Here is a 17,455-nt window from a genome sequence, read left to right as displayed (position 1 = left end):
TAGAAACAAAAAGACTGAAGAAAAATGGAATGATTTTAAATTTGATAGGTTTAATTAGCATTAAAAATAAGTTTGATAGTACTTAAACCTGCAAAGTTTATTAGTTTTCAGCTAAATGTATTTTTTGCTTTAGATCGCTTATTCTGGTTTTTGCCCTATAAAGCATTCCGTCGTTCCCAATACTCTTATATCTATTAAAATACGTCTCGTAGTAGCCAATTACGGCTTCGTGATCTGCCATATAATTATCTGCTGCCACTGCTCGTTCGTACAAAGCTCTTTCATGATCGGGATTTTCTTCCAGGGCCTTATTAAAATATTCCAATGCGTTTTTGTGCTTTTCCTGCATTTTATAGGTAAGTCCCAGGCTAAAAAATTCGGCATCTACCGGTTGTTTTTTTATAAGAATTGACATCAATAAATGCGTTTCAGATTTATCTAAGTTTCCGGTTAAAGCATATAATTTCCCCAGCGTGTAATGCGTGGCCGAATTTCGATCTTCAAAATTCAAAGCTTCCTTATACATCGCTATGGCTTTTTTATAATCGCCAAGCCGGTAATAGGCAAATCCGAGTTTGTTATAGATGAAGTCGGTACCTTCGCCTAACGCTATTAACTTCTCATAACGTGGAATTGCCTCCTTATACAGTTTTAAAGATGAATAGGTTTGCGCAAGGATAGAAAGCAATGAGGCACTATTAGGATTGGCACGCAAGCCTTGTTTACTGAAATGTTCCGCCATAGTATACTGGCGATTCTTCAATTTATCTTTTGCCAGTTTATACAGTGCTCCCTGATGCGTAGTATCAAGGCCTAAGGTAAACAAGAAATACTCCATAGCAGTACTGTCTTTTAATTTCTCCTTAATTAACCCCTGCTGATATTTAAAATTGGCATTTTGAGGATATTTTTTGCTCAGCTTGTTAAAAAGACTGTCGGCTGGATGTAGTTTTCCAGTTTTCACTAATAATTTGCCATAATCTACCGCGGTTAAAACCCGGTTTGGATTTTTGCGTAAAACCTTTTTGTAATTCTCCAGGGCAATCTCAGGTTGCCGGTTGGCCGCATAGTTTTTAGCCAATTTTAAGTAAGTTTTCTCTGTTTGAGGATCTATTTCCTGAAGCTTATTTATAGCCTCAGCATATTCCCCTACGGCATACAAACTATCGGAAACCGCCAAAGCCGAAGTTTGAGCTTCGGCTTTAAAGGCTAACATTAATAAAATGATTATACTTATTTTATTCACCACCATCTACTTGAAAAACTATAGGAAGCGAATACATCACACTAATATTTTCTCCTTTTTGCTTCCCCGGCTGCATCTGTGGAAGTTTAGAAATCACTCTTATAGCCTCTTCTTCTAAAATAGGGTGCGGCGCTCGTGCTTTTACATCTACTATTTTTCCGGTTTCATCTATCCTAAATTGCACAATTATACGATTTACCCCAGTTAGACCACTTTTCTCTGCAATGGAGGTATCAAAGTTTTTATTTACGAATTGTGAAATCTTATTACTAGTACATTTTTTTCTTTCTTCATTAGAGGATAGACCTTCACAACCTTTAAAAACCGGAACATCTTCAATCACTCCAAAAGGAACTGAGTTCGAATTATCAGTGGAAGACTTTTCAAAAGAGGGTGGCGATGGTGGCATTGGAGGTTTTTCAGTATCCATCACTACTTTCATTATTTCAAATAATTCCTCCTTCTCTTCAAGCGATAGTTCTTTACCTTCCTGAACCGCCAATTTAATCTCGGTTAACTGTTGGTAGATTGGTTCTTCTTTTTCATTTATCTCTCTATTTTCAGAACAAGACACATAGGTGAGCATCATAAAAAGTAAAGGCAATACAAATAAGTACTTGTATTTCGCAATTGTTTTTGATCTTGATTTTTGTAACATACTAATTCGTTTTTTGATTAATGAATGGTTAAAAAATTGATTGATGAATGAAATATTCTGCGTGTTAAACGCGGTGTTGAGCAACTGTTCATAATAGCTGCGTTTGGTTGTGGTTTTTACCACATTTGCATCGGCGATGAACTCGTGCAATACGGCAATTCTACTCTGGTAGATGTATACCAAAGGATTAAACCAAAATATGATCTTTAAAGCTTCAAAAAATATCAGGTCCAGGCTATGTCTTTGTTTTACGTGAACCAACTCATGAGATAAAATTTGTTGCTTTTCAGCTTCAGATAATTTATCGCCTAAAAACACGGTTTTATAAAAGGTGCAGGCAATTTTAGAGTTGGGAACTTCAATAATTCGCAGCTCCTTATCTTCTGAAATTCTTCTGAAACGAAACAAATGATTGAGATCCCGGTATTTCTTTATCAAAAGCATTAAACTCAGCACCGCTCCCGCAACATAAGTAACCAACCACCAGTTTATTTGCAAGCCCTGTTGAACGGCTAACTTTACCGCCGGTAACTCCTGACTAGCTTCTGGTTGGCCACCAATATAAACTTCGGGAAGCAAAACCTGAAGGCCAGCGATAGATTCTGCCGGGACCAGTGTGGCCAGGCTTTCAAACTTCAATACTGGCAGTAAAAGGGAAACTAAAGGTGTTACCAGTAAGTACAGCCTGTTTATTGTAAAAAAGGTTTCCTTTTTTAGCATCAGCTCGTACAGCAGTAAAAAACCAAGTTGAAAAACGATTACCTGAATTATATACTCAAACATTATTGTTCTTTTTTATTGATTTCTTTTAAAATGGCCTCCAGATCTTTGGTGTCCATATCGTTTTTCTTCATAAAAAACGAAACCATACTTTTAAAGGAACCATTAAAATAATTGTTCATCAACTTATTGATGCTTTGGTTGCTATAGGTTTCACGAGCCAAAAGCGGAAAATATAAATAGCCTTTTCCCTTTTTTTCGTGATCTACAAAACCTTTATCTTCCAGTATTCTAACAATGGTAGAAACCGTATTGTACGCCGGTTTGGGTGTTGGCATTTCCTCGATAATCGAAGCTACATTAGCCTTCTCCAGTTTCCAGAGAATTTGCATAATCTCTTCTTCGGCTTTGGTTAGTTGTTTCATAATCTTTTTATGTCATTTCCATCCCTTAGAAATCGGGATAAACTCTGGCGGAAATCTCTTATTATTTTTTGAATATTAAACTTCTAAATAGTCAAGCTGAGTTAATTTCAGACTTTATTCCGGAATAACTTCGGAATTCTAAGTCGATTTGAAATTAGGTCCTGAAACAAGTTCAGGATGACGTTATATCTAAAATCAGATCCTGACTTCTCGACTCCGCTCGAAGTGACAAACCCGGAAAATTCAAATTCGATACTGCTAATATAAACTAAGATTTTAGTTTAACCTAATTTTTTAGTTGAAAAATTATTTGAAATTCATCTATATTTGAAAATCTACTTATAAAAACACTATGGATTTACTATTAATAGTTATTGGTGCGGTTTTGATGATATTGGGAATTCTGGGAAGCTTTTTTCCGGTATTGCCCGGGGTACCGCTTAGTTGGCTGGGATTATTACTACTCTATTTATCGCCTTCAATACCCATAAATTACTGGGTTTTGGGCATAGCATTTTTTCTGGCCGCTATAATTTATGCCTTACAACTTGTTATTCCGGCTATGGGAACTAAAAGGTATGGTGGCAGTAAAGCTGGTATGTGGGGTGCTACTATAGGGCTGGTTGTAGGAATTTTAACCCCCATCCCCTTAGGAATACTAATTGGAGCTTTTGTAGGGGCCTTTATTGGGGAAATCGTCAATAAATCTGACTCTAAATCGGCTTTGCGAGCGGCCTATGGGTCTTTTATTGGCTTACTGGCATCTACCTTTATGGAATTGATAGTGGCAGTAGGCTTCTTCCTTTTCTTTAGTTATAAAGTTTGGGGCTTTAGGGATTTACTATTTTAAAAAAAAGAGACTGTTTAAAAATGATTAAACTTCAACTTGGGGATATTGAAATTTACCCAAAAGAATGATTCTATTTCTAATTTTCAAACAGTCTCTGCAAACATCCTAGTGAGCTACAAAAACAGCTTTACGTTTTTTAACTTGCTGTTCCAGTTCGAAGATGGTCTTTTTGATGGCTAATTCAAAACTTTCTTCTGTAGAGGAAGCAAAAATTCTTGGTCCCGGAGCACTTAGCTCTATTTCACAAATTTTTGACTTTCCCTTAGGATCATTTTCTTCTTTAAAATAAACTTCGGCCCTAATAAGCCATTCATATTTTTCTGATAATTTGTTGAGGTGTTCTGATACTAATTCGGTTAAACTTGGTTTTCCTTTTGTTTTTATAAATTGAATGTTGATGAGCATAGTAGTAGTTTTAAGTTTAGACAAAGGTATATTCAAGGCTGTTTTTAAAATATGACAACGGTCACGTTGCCTCGTTTAATTTTGCCGCGTTTCAGGAAATATCGGGTAGCTTATCGGTGTCTTTTATATATTCGGTTATTTTAAAAAGTTCAAGCCTATTTAACCTAAAAGCTTTTACAAAAGCAGCAATCTCATCTTCCAAATGTTCGTGTTCCAATCTAAAAATTCGGCTATCTTCCATCTTTTCAAGGATCATTTTCCCTATTTGCTGCGTATGCTTTTCGGTTTTATCCAATAAATCATCACAACGCTCTCTAAGTCTCAGCAATTCATTCTTCATTCGTGAAGCTATCCTATAATTCTCATCTTTATCTATCCAAATAAAATAGCTATCTAAAAGTTTATGTAGAAAACTGAGGTCATCTTTAAAAAAATGAAGATCTGAATTCCAGTGTTTTGTAAGTGCGTAAAGTTGTTCCATATTGGCTTCAGCGATAAAATCTCCCTTAGGCCGTTTTCTTATATTATCCATAACTTTAAATATTTATGTAGTATGAAAATTAGCATAAAACCGACTTATAAAAAATGATTTCTCTCAGTCTCCAACAAGTTTAGTTAGCTAATTTTAAATGCTTAAAAATTTGGGATAACAGCAGGGAGGCAGTACCAAAAACCACAACCACCAAAAGATGATTAGCAGTAAGCGGCACCAGCGATAATGCCCGGGCCATTATTGGAATTTGATATACCACAAGCATCACTAAAACAGAAAAAAACAAGGCAGCCCAAACCCATTTATTTTTTGTCACCTCGTTTTTTAAAAAAGAAACATTTCTGGCAGGAAGGTTAAACACATTAAGCAATTGACCTAATATTAGTGTATAGAAAGCAATATTATTTACCTGGTTTGAGTTTAAGCCCATTTTAAAATGGGTATATAAAACCACTCCAATTACCGCTGCAGTTATACTTAAGCCATATAACACGGTAGCGAACCAAAGTTTTTTTGTTAAAATAGGTTCCTGAGGATCACGTGGGGGAGCTTTCATAATATTTGGATCTCCTTTTCCCACGCCAAGGGCGAGGGCAGGGAAAACATCGGTAATAAGATTTAAAAATAGAATTTGAAGCGGCAGTAAAGGCATAGGCAGGTTACTTAAAGAAGCCAGTGCCACCGCAATGATCTCGGCCAGGTTACAGGAAAGTAAAAAAACAACAAATTGCCTAATATTTTCAAAAATGGTACGGCCCTGTCTAATGGCCAGTTCGGTAGAAGTAAACTTATCGTCCATTAGAATTACATCGGCCACTTCTTTGGCGGCTTCAGTGCCCCTAATCCCCATAGCAATGCCTATATCGGCTTTCTTTAGTGCCGGGGCATCATTAACTCCATCGCCAAGCATTCCTACAATAGCTTTTTTCTTCTGGTAAAATTCTACCAAATCCAGTTTTTGTCCCGGAACCATTCTGGCAAAGATTGCTGCCTCCATTATTTTCTTTTGCTTAACCTCAGGTAAAGTTTCTATTTCCTCCAGTTCAGCGCCTTTAACCACCATACTATCTGAAGCATTGGTTGGGATAAGTCCAACTTCCTCTCCTATTTTTCTTGCGGTATCGGGATGGTCTCCGGTAACCATAACCACCCGTATCCCTGCATTTTTATAGGTTTCTATTGCTTGCTTAATATCTTTTCTTGGCGGATCTAAAAAACCCAGAATTCCAACAAATGTGAGATTGTCTATTAGGTTTTCCCTGCCCGGATTTTCTTTACTTTCTTTGTAGGCGAAAGCCAAAACCCGCATACCTTCAGCAGCGATTAATTCGGCCTGTTTTTCCCATTTTTCTTTATCCTGAAATTCTTTTGATCCTTCTTTAGTTAAAATTAAATCGCAAGATTCTAACAAAGCTTCGAGGGCGCCTTTTACACATACCAGGAAATCATCTTCAACGCGATTAACCGTAGCCATCTTTTTGATTTCAGCATCAAAAGGAACTTCCTGAGTTCTGGGGTATTTTTGCTGAATTTCTTTACAATTAAAACCCATATCTGCAGCGAATTCTACCAGGGCGATCTCTACGGCGTCCCCGGCCATTTCGCCATTTTTCATTTTTGAATTGTTGCAGAGACACCCAATATCTATCAACCTTTCAAAAGCAATGTCTTTTTTGAATTTTTTGGCTTCGGTAGCAGGAAATTCTGAAGAAGGAAGCATCACATAATGTACACTCATTTTGTTTTCGGTAAGGGTGCCTGTCTTATCGGTACAAATAATACCGGTTTCGCCTAAAGTTTGAACGGCTTCCAGTTTTTTTATCACCACATTTCTTTTGGAAAGCCTAAGCATTCCCCTGGCAAGGGCAATAGTTGCCACTATGGGCAAGCCTTCGGGAATAGCGGCTACCGCAAGGGCTATTCCGGTTTCGATCATTAACAATAAGTCTTTTCCCTGAAAATAACCGGTAACTATAATAAGCAAGGCCAAGAATAAAGTAAGCCATATAAGCCACCGACTTAATCTTTTTAGTTTCTTCTCTAAAGGAGTACTTTCTTTTTTAGCGTTTTCTGTAAGCTCGCTAATGCGTCCAATTTCTGTATTAATTCCGGTGGCCACCACTACGGCCTTTGCTTTTCCCCTAACCGCAATAGTACCTTTATAAAGCATATTTTTACGCTCGGCCAAAGGAAAATTAGCAGAAAGGCTTTCTGTACTTTTTTCTATCTGATTACTCTCACCTGTAAGAATTGCTTCTTTCACGGCAAAACTATCGGTTTCTAACATACGGCAATCGGCAGGAATCACATCGCCGCTTTCCAAAAGCACAATATCTCCGGGCACCAATCCCACTGCCTTTATTTGCTTTTCTTTTCCATCACGCCAAACCCTGGCCCGGGTTTCTACCATTTTTTGCAGTGCCTCTACCGAGCGAAGCGCCTGCCATTCCATAAAAAATCCTATTAAGGTGGTGATAAGAATAACAATTAAAACAGCAGTACCTTCTATGTATTCACCAAAGAGATAAGCCAATAGCATGGCAGCAGCCAGGATATAAATAATGGGATCAAGAAATTGCTCTAAAAAAATGAGGAAGATGTTTTTAGACTTTTCCTTTTTTAAGCGGTTATAGCCATTTTCTTCCAATCTAGATATAACCTCGGGATAGGCTAAGCCCTTAGTGGGATCTACATCCAAATCTGCTAAAACTTTTTCAATAGAGAGCCTATGCACATCCTTAATCATTCTATGATGTTTTAACGTACAGCTTCTGCCTTATTAATATTTTCTATTCCTTTTAGCAGGGCATCAGGATTAAACGAGATACTGTTAATCCCTTCTTTTACCAAAAAGGAAGCAAATTCAGGAATATCACTGGGTGCCTGGCCACAGAGGCCTATTTTTCTCCCTGCTTTTCCGGCTTTATGTATCGCGGTGGCAATCATTTCTTTCGCTGCCGGATTATTTTCATCGAAAACAGGCGTCATAAGCTCTGAATCCCTATCTACGCCGAGTGTAAGCTGGGTAAGATCGTTAGAACCTATAGAGAATCCATCGAAGTACGCTGCAAACTCTTCCAGCAGAATCACATTTGAAGGAATTTCAACCATCATATAAAGCTCAAGTGAATTCTTTCCACGCTCAAGGCCAAATTCTTTTAAAGTATCAATTAGGCTTTTTGCTTCTTTTATAGTTCTGCAAAATGGAATCATCACTTTTAGATTAACAAATCCCATTTCTTCCCTAAGCTTTTTTATGGCTTTACACTCCAGCCTAAAAGCATCTTTATAATTAGGGTGCGAATAGCGGGCAGCACCTCTAAAACCCAGCATAGGATTTTCTTCTAAAGGCTCAAATTGCCTACCTCCTATTAAGTTGGCATATTCATTACTTTTAAAATCGCTAAGCCTAACAATAACTTCTTTCGGATAAAATGCAGCCGCCATTACGGCTATTCCCCGGGATAATTCTTCTACAAAAAAGTCTGTTTTATCTTTATACTGCCAGGTAAGCTCATCAATAGTCTTTTTTGCGGCCTTCTCTTTTACCTCATCATATTTTACCAGGGCCATGGGGTGAATCTTAATTTTATGGGTAATTATAAATTCCATTCGCAATAAACCAACACCCGTATTGGGATAAAAAGAGAGTTGAAAAGCCCTGTCTGGATCTGATAATATAAACTTAACTTCAGTGTTAGGAAGCTTAATTTTTCCGAAATCAATTTTCTTAGTTTCAAACTGCAGGGCATCTTTATACACAAAGCCGGTTTTACCCTCACAGGAAACGGTAATCATTTCCCCGTCTTTTATTTTTGTAGTAGCGTTGGTTGTCCCTACAATTGCCGGCACACCAAGTTCACGGGCTACAATGGCGGCATGGCTGGTTCTGCCGCCCCTATCGGTTACCACCGCAGTTGCCAGTTTTAATAAAGGATCCCAATCTGGACTGGTGTTGTTGGTTATTAAAATTTCACCGGGGTTTAGTTTATAACCTTCATCGGGTGACTTTAAAAACCGGGCTACCCCGCAAGCAATACTGGAGCCAATGGCACTACCACTGGTTAAAATTTCGCCTTTTTCTTTTAAGTGATATTCTATATAAAAACGTTTGTCTTCAGCCTGGTGCACGGTTTCTGGCCGGGCCTGAGTAATAAAGAGCTGGTTAGAGCCCCCATCTTTTGCCCACTCTACATCCATAGGCCTGTTATAATGCTTTTCTATTAATAAGATCCACCGGGAAAGTTTTATAATCTCCTTATCATCTAGCACAAAACTATCTTGTTTTGCCAGCGGTGTTTCAATATTTACGGTAGAAGAGTGACCACTGGACTCGGCGTAGACCATAGAAAGTTCTTTGCGACCAAGTTTTTTCTGAATAATGGGATTTTCGGCTTTATCTATGGTGGGTTTAAAAACATCAAATTCATCTGGATTTACCAAACCCTGCACAATATTCTCTCCTAATCCCCATACGCCAGATAGATGAATAATATTTCTAAAACCAGATTCTGGCTCCAAACTAAAGCCAATTCCGGAGCAACCAATATCAGAGCGTACCATTTTTTGCACGCCTACCGAGAGAGCTATTTCGTGATGCAAAAAATCTTGATCTTCCCTATATTTAATAGCCCGGTTCGTATAAAGCGAAGCAAAACAATTTTTAACCGCCTTAAGTAAAACTTCTGTTCCCTGTATATTTAAAAAGCTATCGTGCTGCCCGGCAAAACTAGCATTGGGCAAATCTTCGGCGGTTGCACTACTTCGCACGGCTACCTGAATATCCTCTCCCTTGCCCAAGTCTTTATATGCTGAAATAATTTCTTCGGAAAACTCTTTTGAAAATTCTGCCTCTAAAATCAGCTTTCTGGCTTCAGAACCAATCTCGGAAAGATTCTTATAATTTTCCCTGTTTAGTTGTTTCAACAGGTTTTTTAATTTTCCTTCTATATCATTAGATTTCAAAAAGGTCCAAAAAGCTTCAGAGGTAGTAGCAAAACCATCTGGCACCAACACTCCTTCTGAAGATAACTCATTATACATTTCACCCAAAGAAGCATTTTTACCGCCTACTTCAGCTAGATTTTTTATAGATATTTCCTTAAATTTTTTAATGAACTTCATAAGCCTTTGTTTAGAGTAATACCAGTTGATAGCCCATATTTAGTAGGAAAATCCCCAATAGAAAAAGTAATACATAAATGGTCTGTACAAGCTTAAGATTTAGTACAGATAGTTTACGTGTAGTAGGTTCAGGAAAAACAAAAAGGCCAAGTCCTATAAAAAGTGAAGTCCAGCCAAGCATAGTGATGATAAACTTCCAGTTAAGCTCCCAAACATTATGAAAAAGAATGTTTAACAAGCCTATAATAATAGCAGCAAAAGCGGCTAATATCAAAAACTTTTGATCTTTTAAATCCTCAAAAATTTGTTGTATTCGTCTGGGATTAAAACTGAGCACAAAAAAGAATATAAGGAGGTACCAACCCCAGAACTTAGCGAGAAATAAAGAAGTATCCATCTTTTATAGGCATTGGTTATCCTCTCAAAGTTAACTTCTATAAAACTATTTTAATATGATAAATATCAGTCAATTAACTATAAAACCCAATCATCTATATTGTTAGTTTTTTGTGAAAAAACTTTAGGTTTTAAGGAAGATCAATTAAAAAAGTTATTTTTAAAATTATGAAAGAACACTACTGGATTTTAGCCGGAATTGGTTTTACTACGCTTATTATGGCCTGGCTGCCTTCAATCTCAAAGCGCATAAAAATTAGTGGACCGGTAATATTGCTAATTATTGGTTTTTTACTCTTCGCCTTAGGTTTACCAATTAGCTGGCCAGATCCTTTATGGGCCGATAAAGGCCTTATGTATTTCTCTGAAATGATTGTGATTATTTCCCTGATGGGCGCCGGCTTAAAAATTGGAAATAATTACAGTTTTAAAGCCTGGAAAAGACCTTTTTTATTAGTTTTTTTAACGATGCCGCTTTGTATAGTTTCTGCCTATTTCCTGGGGCAAAACTTTTTGTATTTGAGTGTGCCCTCATCTTTATTACTTGCCGCCGTTTTAGCACCCACAGATCCGGTTTTAGCTGCCGAAACCCAACTTGACGATCCTGAGCGGGAAAAAGAGTATAAAGGAAAAATAAGATTTGCGCTCACCGCCGAAGCGGGCTTAAATGATGGGCTGGCTTTTCCCTTTACATATATGGCCGTGTTGGTTGCACAGGCAGGTAGCTGGGCCGCATTCGATTTTACAGGTTGGGTATTAGACAAATTCTTTTTAAAAATTATTATTGGAACCATAGCCGGGTTTGCCATTGGTAAGTCTATAGGTTTTTTACTGGATAGGATTCATAAGTACACCGGGATTAGAACTTTTGACGGCTTTCTGGCACTTTCCCTCACTTTACTTAGCTATGGTGCCACAGAACTTTTACATGGTTACGGATTTTTAGCAATTTTCTTTACCGGTCTAAGTCTTAGACATTACGAAAAAGTTAGTGGCGATTATAAAACAAAAATGCACGATTTTATTCATGAGGTAGAACGCCTACTTCTTGTTGTATGGATTATTCTTTTTGGAGCCTCTATCATGAATGGCATGCTTAGCCTTACTGACTGGAGGGGGATTCTTTTTGCCTTTGCTTTTGTATTAATAATTAGGCCACTTGCCGGTGTTTTAAGTATGATGGGGATTAAAGATAGCTTTAAAAACAAACTTGCTATAAGTTTCCTGGGAATTAAAGGTATAGGCTCGGTTTTTTACCTTTCCTGGGCTTTTGTGGAATTTGATGGTTTTGAGCATAAAGAAGAACTCTATGCCATTACCGCATATATTATTTTAATTTCTGTGGTTTTACACGGACTTACCGCACCTTCAATTATTGCATACTTTAAGCGAAAAACTAAAAAAGGCGAAAACCAGGCAGGTGAAATTTCACAGGAATAACTGAAGCAAATACGGTGTTACCAGTGCCGTGATAATTCCGTTTACGCACATTGCCAGTCCCCCATAGACTCCTGCCAATTTGCTTTCTTCAAAAGCGCGGGCGGTTCCAATACCGTGAGCTGCAATACCAAGGGCTGCGCCAATGGCAATTTTACTTTTAATTCCTAATTTTTTCAGGATAAAAGGGCCAAAAGCATTGCCAAATATTCCCACAGCAATTACTATCCCGGCAGTAATTTCAGGAATTCCACCGGTAAGCTTTGTTATTTCAATAGCTATAGGTGTGGTAACCGATTTAGCTGCGAGCGATTCAACAATAAAATCGGGAACTTTTAAAAGCAAGAGAAAAACAATTACGGTTAAGACTCCGCTTATTCCACCAATAAGTACAGAAAATAAAAAAATCTTTAAGTTTTGCTTTACGGCTTCATATTTCTCATAAAAGAAAACCCCTAGTGCCACAACCGAAGGTCCCAGAAAAAAACTTATAAATTTTCCACCCCGATTATAATCTTCAAAATCTATTTTAAAAATTAATAAGAATGAAATAATAAATAAAATGGCCAGCAACACCGGATTTAGTAATACATAATTAAACTTTTTACGTATTTCACGGCCACCTGCAAAAGCAATTATACTTATAAAAACTCCAAATACCGGTAATTGAAAGAATTCATGCATTATCGCTCCAGTTTTTCAATAATAATTGCCGAAATATACAGGGTGATCACTGTGCTGGCAATAACTGCTATAGAAATTGGCATCCAATAATCGGCTATAACTTCAAAATAAACCATTAAACCTACTCCATAGGGAATAAAGAATAATACCAGGTATTTTATAAGTTTATCTGAGGCCGGTTTTACATCCTTAAGTTTTACTATTTTAAGCCTTAAAGCGATAAAAATCAAAAACATCCCCAGGATATTTCCGGCAATTGGAATTTTAAAAAAATAGGTGATTAGCTCACCTAAAAGTAAAAATCCAAAGATATAGGCCAGAGCTTTAAGCATAAGTTTTCTTTAATTAATGATACATATCTTCTAAATCTGACCCGTGCAGCTCCACAAAGAAATCGGCGATCAAATCGGTGGTTTTTTCAAAGAAAACCTCTCCCTTCTCAGCCGTAGCAGCTTTGGGGTCTCCTACTCCTGTATCTTTGGTTACGCTAGTCCATTTTCGTTGCGCACTTGCCCAACCTTCTTTTAAAGCACTTATTTTAAAAGTTTTGGCACTTCCGTCTCCGGCTTCTTCCAGCGGTAAAACCAATTCGGGGCGTAAATGCATAACCGCTGCTGTTTCAAGCTCGCCGGCGTGATCCCCTGGTTCATCGAAATATGGTTTAGCATCGGTAACCTGCCACCAATTTACTGAGCAGGTAAAAAGGTTGGGGTATTCCAGGCTCAATTCCCTAATCATTTGCTTAAAGTTATTTCCGCCGTGAGCATTTAAAATAACCAGCTTATCGATATTATGCATTTGCAAAACCTGGGCTACATCTTTTAAAACAGCATATTGGGTACTGGGGTTAAGGTTCATACAAAGCTTTACATCCATTTGACCGGTATTTACCCCAAATGGAATAGTAGGTAAAACCACGACTTTTGCCTGCTGTCCCCAGGCTTTTTCTGCCGCTTTTGTAGCAGCTTCTTCTGCCAAAATATTATCAGTAGCATAAGGTAAGTGATAGTTATGTGCTTCAGTAGCACCCCAGGGCAAAACGGCTACACTAAAATCTTCATCTCTTATCTGCTTCCAGTTTGTTTCGGCCAGAACATAAGGCCTAATTTTTCTTTCCATAAGCTAATTTTGCCTTAAAATTAGCAATTATGCTTTTTCTAGAGCTATTAAACAGGTGGAAATTAAAACTTATCTTTGCTGAAAATGCGATAGATGCTAGATTTTGTAATTGTTGGGGGAGCGCAAGCCGGGCTTTCCATGGCCTATTATCTTAATAAATTGGGCAAAACTTATGTGGTAATTGATAAAGAAGAGGAAGTAGGTGCTTCCTGGTTAAATAGGTGGGACTCTTTAAAGCTATTTACACCTTCAGAATTTAATAATTTACCGGGAATGGATTTCCCTGCAAAAAAAGGATATTACCCCAGCAAGGAAGATGTAGCAACCTATTTTAAAAAATATGTAGCGACATTCAATATTGAAGTTCGTTTAAATACACTGATAAAAAACGTGGTTAAAGAAGATGATTTTTTCATTCTAAAGCATAGTAAAGGCGAATTAAAGTCCCAAAATGTAGTAATCGCTACCGGTCCATTTCATATTCCATACACCCCTTCTTTTTCACAGAAAATATCAGAAGATATTTTTCAAATTCACAGTAACTATTATAAAAATCCCGGGCAATTGCAGGAAGGCCCTGCGATGGTTGTTGGGGCCGGGGATTCAGGATTTCAAATTTTAGATGAAATTTCTCAAACTAACCGAACTACCTACTTTTCCGGCGCTACCAATGTGCGGGTACTTCCACAGGAAATTTTGGGAAAAACCTTATGGTGGTGGTTTACTAAGATAGGTTTTCTAAGTTTTAGTCGAAAAACCTGGCTTGGAAAAAAGCTTAGTCGGTCTAAACAACCTATTATTGGTACAGACGTTAAAGGCATTTTAAAAAGAGACAATGTACTACCTGTTGGGAAAACTACAAATGCCAAAGAGCAAATTATATTTACCGAAAATCAAAAAATTGAGGAATTAAAAAATATTGTTTGGGCTACAGGTTACAGGCCAAATTTTGGTTGGATAGAAGGTTTAGAACTTACAAAAGATGGTTATCCTAAACACCATAGAGGTGTTAGCAATATTGACGGACTATATTTTATAGGCCTTCCCTGGTTACATACAAGAGGCTCGGCAACTTTAGGCGGAATTAAAAAAGATGCTCAATATCTTGCCAATTATATTAAAGCCGAAGAAAAAACCCTTTTATAACAAAGAGGTTGTCTGAAAAGTTATTAAAATCGTCATCCTGAATTTATTTCAGCATCTAAAATATTGATAATCAAAACATCTTAGAAGCTGAAACGAGTTCAGCTTGACGAAGCTAGACATTTCAGACAACCTCTTCTTCTGCTTTTCCATTTCTTAATTTGTCGCTCTCTGCGAACTGCTCCTGTTCTGGTTTCGAATGTTTCAGAATAAACTAGTAACCAATCTTTAGCCTTCGATGTAAAACCTTTATTGCTCTGCAAATGTTTCTTCAGCCTGTTATCAATGCTTTGGGTGGAACTAATATAATATCCATTAAGTGATTCAGAAAAAAGTATATAAATGTAAAATTTCGACATAAAAAATCCCTAAAGTAGGTAAACTTTGGGATTTGGGAATAAAAGTGGGCGCGAAGGGATTCGAACCCCTGACCCCTTGGGTGTAAACCAAGTGCTCTGAACCAACTGAGCTACGCGCCCTAAAATTTTCAATAAAATTAGCTTTCTTTAAAAAACTAAAAATTTCACTAAGCTAAAAAAAGACTTCATTTTTTAGAAGCCTTTTATATTCTGTGGGCGCGAAGGGATTCGAACCCCTGACCCCTTGGGTGTAAACCAAGTGCTCTGAACCAACTGAGCTACGCGCCCTATTCTTGAATGCGGATGCAAATATAGACTAGTTTTTAATCTACACCAAGAAAAATTTCAAAAAAATTAAATTATTTCGGCAACACTAAACGTGCTTCCACCTATAAACACCAAATCCTGATCCAGGGCAGCATCCAGGGCAGCATCATAGGCTTCTGAAATAGAACCAAATAAACTTCCTTCAAGGCCAAAATCAGCGGCTTTTTGTTGCAAAATCTCAGCATCTAATCCACGGGGAACTGCCGGTTTAGAAAAATAGTAAAGTGCGGCTTTCGGAAACAATGGCAGGATTTTTTCTAAATCTTTATCATTCACCACTCCTAAAACAATATGTAGATGTTGAAATTTCTCATTCTTAAGCTGCTTAAAAACCAAACTAAGGCCTTCTGCATTATGAGCCGTATCACAAATCACCCTTGGCTTTTCCCGTAAAATATCCCAGCGTCCCTGAAGCGATGTATGCAACTTTACACTATTAAGTCCGTTTTTAAGACATTCTTCCGGGATTTCCCAGCCCTTTTCCCTTAAAGCTTTTATAGCGGCAACTGCCGTCTTCATATTTTTGTTCTGATACCCTCCCTTAAGATCTGTATCATAATTTTCCAGTTTTAGATCTTGGGCAAAATATATTTCTGACTTATGTTTTAGTGCCTCTTCTTTAAAAACCCTGGTAGTTTCTTTTTGGGTTTCTCCAATAATTACGGGTACATTATCTTTTATTATCCCGGCTTTTTCACTAGCTATTTCTGGAATAGTATCTCCTAGAAAAGCGGTATGGTCTAAGCCTATATTGGTAATTACCGACACCTCTGGCGTAATAATATTGGTAGAATCGAGCCTACCACCCAAGCCTACTTCAATTATAGCAATATCTACTTTCGTCTTCGAAAAATAATCGAAGGCCATTCCTACGGTCATTTCGAAGAAAGAAAGATTATTTTCAGTCAAAAAATCCCTATGCTCCTCAATAAATCCAACTACATTTTTCTTTGGAATAAATTTTCCGTTCACTTTAATTCGTTCCCGAAAATCTTTTAGATGCGGAGAAGTATATAAACCTACTTTATAACCGGCTTCTTGTAAAATAGAGGCCAACATATGGCTTGTAGAACCTTTACCGTTGGTACCGGCAATATGAACCGATTTAAAATTCTTATGCGGATTCCCCAGATATTCATCTAGTTTAATGGTACGGGAAAGATCTTTTTTAAAAGCCTGCGCTCCTACTCGTTGAAACATAGGCAACTGTTGAAACATCCATTCAACAGTTTTTGTATATGCATCCACTTATTCAGAAAGTTTAAAGTTATAAATAATAGTCCCTACCTGGCGAGAGGGTGCGTTACTATCGCTATTAAAACGCGTGGCCATCGCAGCCCTTCTTGCGGGATCGGTTAAACAAGACGCACTGTTGGTAGTTCCCTTTACACCGGGCGTAGCATTAATTACCTGTCCATTCTGGTTAACTTCTATACGAACCACCACAATTCCGGACTCGTTACAATCCTGAACAAATTTTTCTTTATTCAAGGCCCTTCTACCTCCCAAACGGTAGTTTCCATCTCCATCCAGGCCAGAGCCGCTTCCATAATAAGAACTAGCGTTAGGGTCTCCATTAGGGTCTCCCTTATCACCAGCCTGACTATCGTTTCCTTCCCCTCCACTTTCGGTGCCTGATCTTTCCGGACCATTTAAAATACTACTCATGGCATCGGTAGTGGATTTATCGGGTTTGGGTTCAGGCTTTTTGGCCGGTGGTTCTTCTTTGGGTTTTTCGGGTTCCTTTTTTTCTACCGGTTTTGGCTCTTTCTTTTCTTCAATAACCGGTGCCTCTTCTGTTTGTTGGGTTACCACTTCCTCTTCAATAACCGGCTCAGGTTGGGTTTGCGTTTCGGGAACTGTAGTTTGCTGAGGTGCCGATTTTACCGGCTCGGTAGGCTGCTCATTTCCAGAGCCAACTTCTGATGTCCCAAAATTGATGGCAATACCGCTCTCTGGCGGCGGGTCTAAATATTTAAATCCTAACAGAAATAACAATGCAATTAGCAACACGTGTAAGATAACCGTGATGGTAAAAGATTTTTTTTCGTGTTTGGTATCTAACATAA

At 37.8% G+C, this 17,455-nt stretch carries 17 protein-coding genes and 2 tRNA genes; 3 read left to right on the top strand and 16 right to left on the bottom strand.

Going from position 1 to position 17,455, the window contains the following annotated elements:
• Positions 1 to 100: 100 nt before the first annotated feature.
• From I6U49_RS03060 to I6U49_RS03050, 3 genes are read right to left on the bottom strand one after another with little or no spacing between them, the layout of a single operon-like run.
• On the bottom strand, positions 101 to 1,216 hold the full coding sequence (locus I6U49_RS03060; protein WP_232804617.1) for a tetratricopeptide repeat protein: 1,116 nt from the start codon (positions 1,214 to 1,216) through the stop codon (positions 101 to 103).
• 22 nt (positions 1,217 to 1,238) lie between these two features.
• Complete coding sequence (locus I6U49_RS03055; protein WP_198627517.1) at positions 1,239 to 2,687, bottom strand: M56 family metallopeptidase; 1,449 nt, start codon at positions 2,685 to 2,687, stop codon at positions 1,239 to 1,241.
• Entirely contained in the window at positions 2,687 to 3,049 is a 363-nt protein-coding gene (locus I6U49_RS03050) for a BlaI/MecI/CopY family transcriptional regulator (protein ID WP_193710419.1), read from the bottom strand. Before I6U49_RS03050 ends, I6U49_RS03055 begins: the two co-directional genes overlap by 1 nt.
• 352 nt (positions 3,050 to 3,401) lie before the next feature.
• On the opposite strand from I6U49_RS03050, the gene I6U49_RS03045 reads away from it, so the two are divergent.
• On the top strand, positions 3,402 to 3,899 hold the full coding sequence (locus I6U49_RS03045; RefSeq protein WP_198627516.1) for a DUF456 domain-containing protein: 498 nt from the start codon (positions 3,402 to 3,404) through the stop codon (positions 3,897 to 3,899).
• Positions 3,900 to 4,004: 105 nt separating this feature from the next.
• Here the strand turns inward: I6U49_RS03045 and I6U49_RS03040 are convergent, their stop codons facing one another.
• The 5 genes from I6U49_RS03040 to I6U49_RS03020 form a co-directional block, all read right to left on the bottom strand.
• The gene (locus I6U49_RS03040; RefSeq protein WP_198627515.1) at positions 4,005 to 4,304 is read right to left on the bottom strand and encodes an HPF/RaiA family ribosome-associated protein; all 300 of its coding nucleotides are present in this window, start codon (positions 4,302 to 4,304) and stop codon (positions 4,005 to 4,007) included.
• 91 nt (positions 4,305 to 4,395) lie between these two features.
• The gene (locus I6U49_RS03035; protein ID WP_198627514.1) at positions 4,396 to 4,836 is read right to left on the bottom strand and encodes a hypothetical protein; all 441 of its coding nucleotides are present in this window, start codon (positions 4,834 to 4,836) and stop codon (positions 4,396 to 4,398) included.
• Positions 4,837 to 4,915: 79 nt separating this feature from the next.
• Positions 4,916 to 7,543, bottom strand: a complete 2,628-nt coding sequence (locus tag I6U49_RS03030) for a cation-translocating P-type ATPase (protein ID WP_198627513.1) — start codon at positions 7,541 to 7,543, stop codon at positions 4,916 to 4,918.
• An 11-nt stretch (positions 7,544 to 7,554) separates the two neighbouring features.
• On the bottom strand, positions 7,555 to 9,921 hold the full coding sequence (ppsA, locus tag I6U49_RS03025; RefSeq protein WP_198627512.1) for a phosphoenolpyruvate synthase: 2,367 nt from the start codon (positions 9,919 to 9,921) through the stop codon (positions 7,555 to 7,557).
• A gap of 10 nt (positions 9,922 to 9,931) precedes the next feature.
• Entirely contained in the window at positions 9,932 to 10,318 is a 387-nt protein-coding gene (locus I6U49_RS03020) for a hypothetical protein (RefSeq protein WP_198627511.1), read from the bottom strand.
• A gap of 167 nt (positions 10,319 to 10,485) precedes the next feature.
• Here I6U49_RS03020 and I6U49_RS03015 point away from each other — a divergent pair, with 167 nt between their 5' ends.
• Positions 10,486 to 11,757 (top strand): cation:proton antiporter, encoded by a 1,272-nt coding sequence (locus I6U49_RS03015; RefSeq protein ID WP_198627510.1) that lies wholly within the window; start codon positions 10,486 to 10,488, stop codon positions 11,755 to 11,757.
• On the opposite strand, the gene I6U49_RS03010 is transcribed toward I6U49_RS03015, so the two are convergent.
• The 3 genes from I6U49_RS03010 to I6U49_RS03000 are packed head-to-tail and all read right to left on the bottom strand — an operon-like array spanning position 11,746 to position 13,557.
• Positions 11,746 to 12,438: an LrgB family protein gene (locus tag I6U49_RS03010; protein ID WP_193710410.1), complete on the bottom strand. Its 693-nt coding sequence runs from the start codon at positions 12,436 to 12,438 to the stop codon at positions 11,746 to 11,748. The two genes, I6U49_RS03015 and I6U49_RS03010, sit on opposite strands and share 12 nt — an antisense overlap.
• Positions 12,438 to 12,770, bottom strand: coding sequence for a CidA/LrgA family protein (locus I6U49_RS03005; RefSeq protein ID WP_193710409.1), 333 nt, complete (start codon positions 12,768 to 12,770; stop codon positions 12,438 to 12,440). The genes I6U49_RS03010 and I6U49_RS03005 overlap by 1 nt, the downstream gene beginning before the upstream one ends.
• Positions 12,771 to 12,783: 13 nt before the next feature.
• Positions 12,784 to 13,557, bottom strand: coding sequence for a creatininase family protein (locus tag I6U49_RS03000; RefSeq protein ID WP_232804616.1), 774 nt, complete (start codon positions 13,555 to 13,557; stop codon positions 12,784 to 12,786).
• 93 nt (positions 13,558 to 13,650) lie between these two features.
• Here I6U49_RS03000 and I6U49_RS02995 point away from each other — a divergent pair, with 93 nt between their 5' ends.
• A complete protein-coding gene (locus I6U49_RS02995) occupies positions 13,651 to 14,703 on the top strand; it encodes a flavin-containing monooxygenase (RefSeq protein WP_198627509.1) in 1,053 nt (350 codons plus the stop codon).
• A gap of 98 nt (positions 14,704 to 14,801) precedes the next feature.
• On the opposite strand, the gene I6U49_RS02990 is transcribed toward I6U49_RS02995, so the two are convergent.
• The 5 genes from I6U49_RS02990 to I6U49_RS02970 form a co-directional block, all read right to left on the bottom strand.
• Positions 14,802 to 15,059 carry a GIY-YIG nuclease family protein gene (locus I6U49_RS02990; RefSeq protein ID WP_198627508.1) on the bottom strand — a complete coding sequence of 86 codons (258 nt, stop codon included), beginning with the start codon at positions 15,057 to 15,059 and terminating at the stop codon, positions 14,802 to 14,804.
• A gap of 45 nt (positions 15,060 to 15,104) precedes the next feature.
• A tRNA-Val gene (locus tag I6U49_RS02985) sits at positions 15,105 to 15,179 on the bottom strand.
• Positions 15,180 to 15,272: 93 nt separating this feature from the next.
• Positions 15,273 to 15,347: transfer RNA gene (locus tag I6U49_RS02980), tRNA-Val, on the bottom strand.
• A gap of 66 nt (positions 15,348 to 15,413) precedes the next feature.
• Positions 15,414 to 16,604 (bottom strand): bifunctional folylpolyglutamate synthase/dihydrofolate synthase, encoded by a 1,191-nt coding sequence (locus I6U49_RS02975; protein WP_198627546.1) that lies wholly within the window; start codon positions 16,602 to 16,604, stop codon positions 15,414 to 15,416.
• A 30-nt stretch (positions 16,605 to 16,634) separates the two neighbouring features.
• On the bottom strand, positions 16,635 to 17,453 hold the full coding sequence (locus I6U49_RS02970; protein WP_198627507.1) for an energy transducer TonB: 819 nt from the start codon (positions 17,451 to 17,453) through the stop codon (positions 16,635 to 16,637).
• Positions 17,454 to 17,455 lie beyond the last annotated feature (2 nt).

The organism is Salegentibacter maritimus, assembly GCF_016236915.1.
GTDB lineage: Bacteria > Bacteroidota > Bacteroidia > Flavobacteriales > Flavobacteriaceae > Salegentibacter > Salegentibacter maritimus.
Note: the sequence above shows the minus strand (reverse complement) of the source record. Positions and strands in the feature narration are given on the sequence as shown.

What these genes read in the sequence shown, in the direction of transcription:
- I6U49_RS03060 (WP_232804617.1), bottom strand. Translation starts at nt 1,216, where the DNA reads ATGTTAGCCTTTAAAGCCGAAGCTCAAACTTCGGCTTTGGCGGTTTCC.
- I6U49_RS03055 (WP_198627517.1), bottom strand. Translation starts at nt 2,687, where the DNA reads ATGTTTGAGTATATAATTCAGGTAATCGTTTTTCAACTTGGTTTTTTA.
- I6U49_RS03050 (WP_193710419.1), bottom strand. Translation starts at nt 3,049, where the DNA reads ATGAAACAACTAACCAAAGCCGAAGAAGAGATTATGCAAATTCTCTGG.
- I6U49_RS03045 (WP_198627516.1), top strand. Translation starts at nt 3,402, where the DNA reads ATGGATTTACTATTAATAGTTATTGGTGCGGTTTTGATGATATTGGGA.
- I6U49_RS03040 (WP_198627515.1), bottom strand. Translation starts at nt 4,304, where the DNA reads ATGCTCATCAACATTCAATTTATAAAAACAAAAGGAAAACCAAGTTTA.
- I6U49_RS03035 (WP_198627514.1), bottom strand. Translation starts at nt 4,836, where the DNA reads ATGGATAATATAAGAAAACGGCCTAAGGGAGATTTTATCGCTGAAGCC.
- I6U49_RS03030 (WP_198627513.1), bottom strand. Translation starts at nt 7,543, where the DNA reads ATGATTAAGGATGTGCATAGGCTCTCTATTGAAAAAGTTTTAGCAGAT.
- ppsA (WP_198627512.1), bottom strand. Translation starts at nt 9,921, where the DNA reads ATGAAGTTCATTAAAAAATTTAAGGAAATATCTATAAAAAATCTAGCT.
- I6U49_RS03020 (WP_198627511.1), bottom strand. Translation starts at nt 10,318, where the DNA reads ATGGATACTTCTTTATTTCTCGCTAAGTTCTGGGGTTGGTACCTCCTT.
- I6U49_RS03015 (WP_198627510.1), top strand. Translation starts at nt 10,486, where the DNA reads ATGAAAGAACACTACTGGATTTTAGCCGGAATTGGTTTTACTACGCTT.
- I6U49_RS03010 (WP_193710410.1), bottom strand. Translation starts at nt 12,438, where the DNA reads ATGCATGAATTCTTTCAATTACCGGTATTTGGAGTTTTTATAAGTATA.
- I6U49_RS03005 (WP_193710409.1), bottom strand. Translation starts at nt 12,770, where the DNA reads ATGCTTAAAGCTCTGGCCTATATCTTTGGATTTTTACTTTTAGGTGAG.
- I6U49_RS03000 (WP_232804616.1), bottom strand. Translation starts at nt 13,557, where the DNA reads ATGGAAAGAAAAATTAGGCCTTATGTTCTGGCCGAAACAAACTGGAAG.
- I6U49_RS02995 (WP_198627509.1), top strand. Translation starts at nt 13,651, where the DNA reads ATGCTAGATTTTGTAATTGTTGGGGGAGCGCAAGCCGGGCTTTCCATG.
- I6U49_RS02990 (WP_198627508.1), bottom strand. Translation starts at nt 15,059, where the DNA reads ATGTCGAAATTTTACATTTATATACTTTTTTCTGAATCACTTAATGGA.
- I6U49_RS02975 (WP_198627546.1), bottom strand. Translation starts at nt 16,604, where the DNA reads ATGTTTCAACAGTTGCCTATGTTTCAACGAGTAGGAGCGCAGGCTTTT.
- I6U49_RS02970 (WP_198627507.1), bottom strand. Translation starts at nt 17,453, where the DNA reads ATGTTAGATACCAAACACGAAAAAAAATCTTTTACCATCACGGTTATC.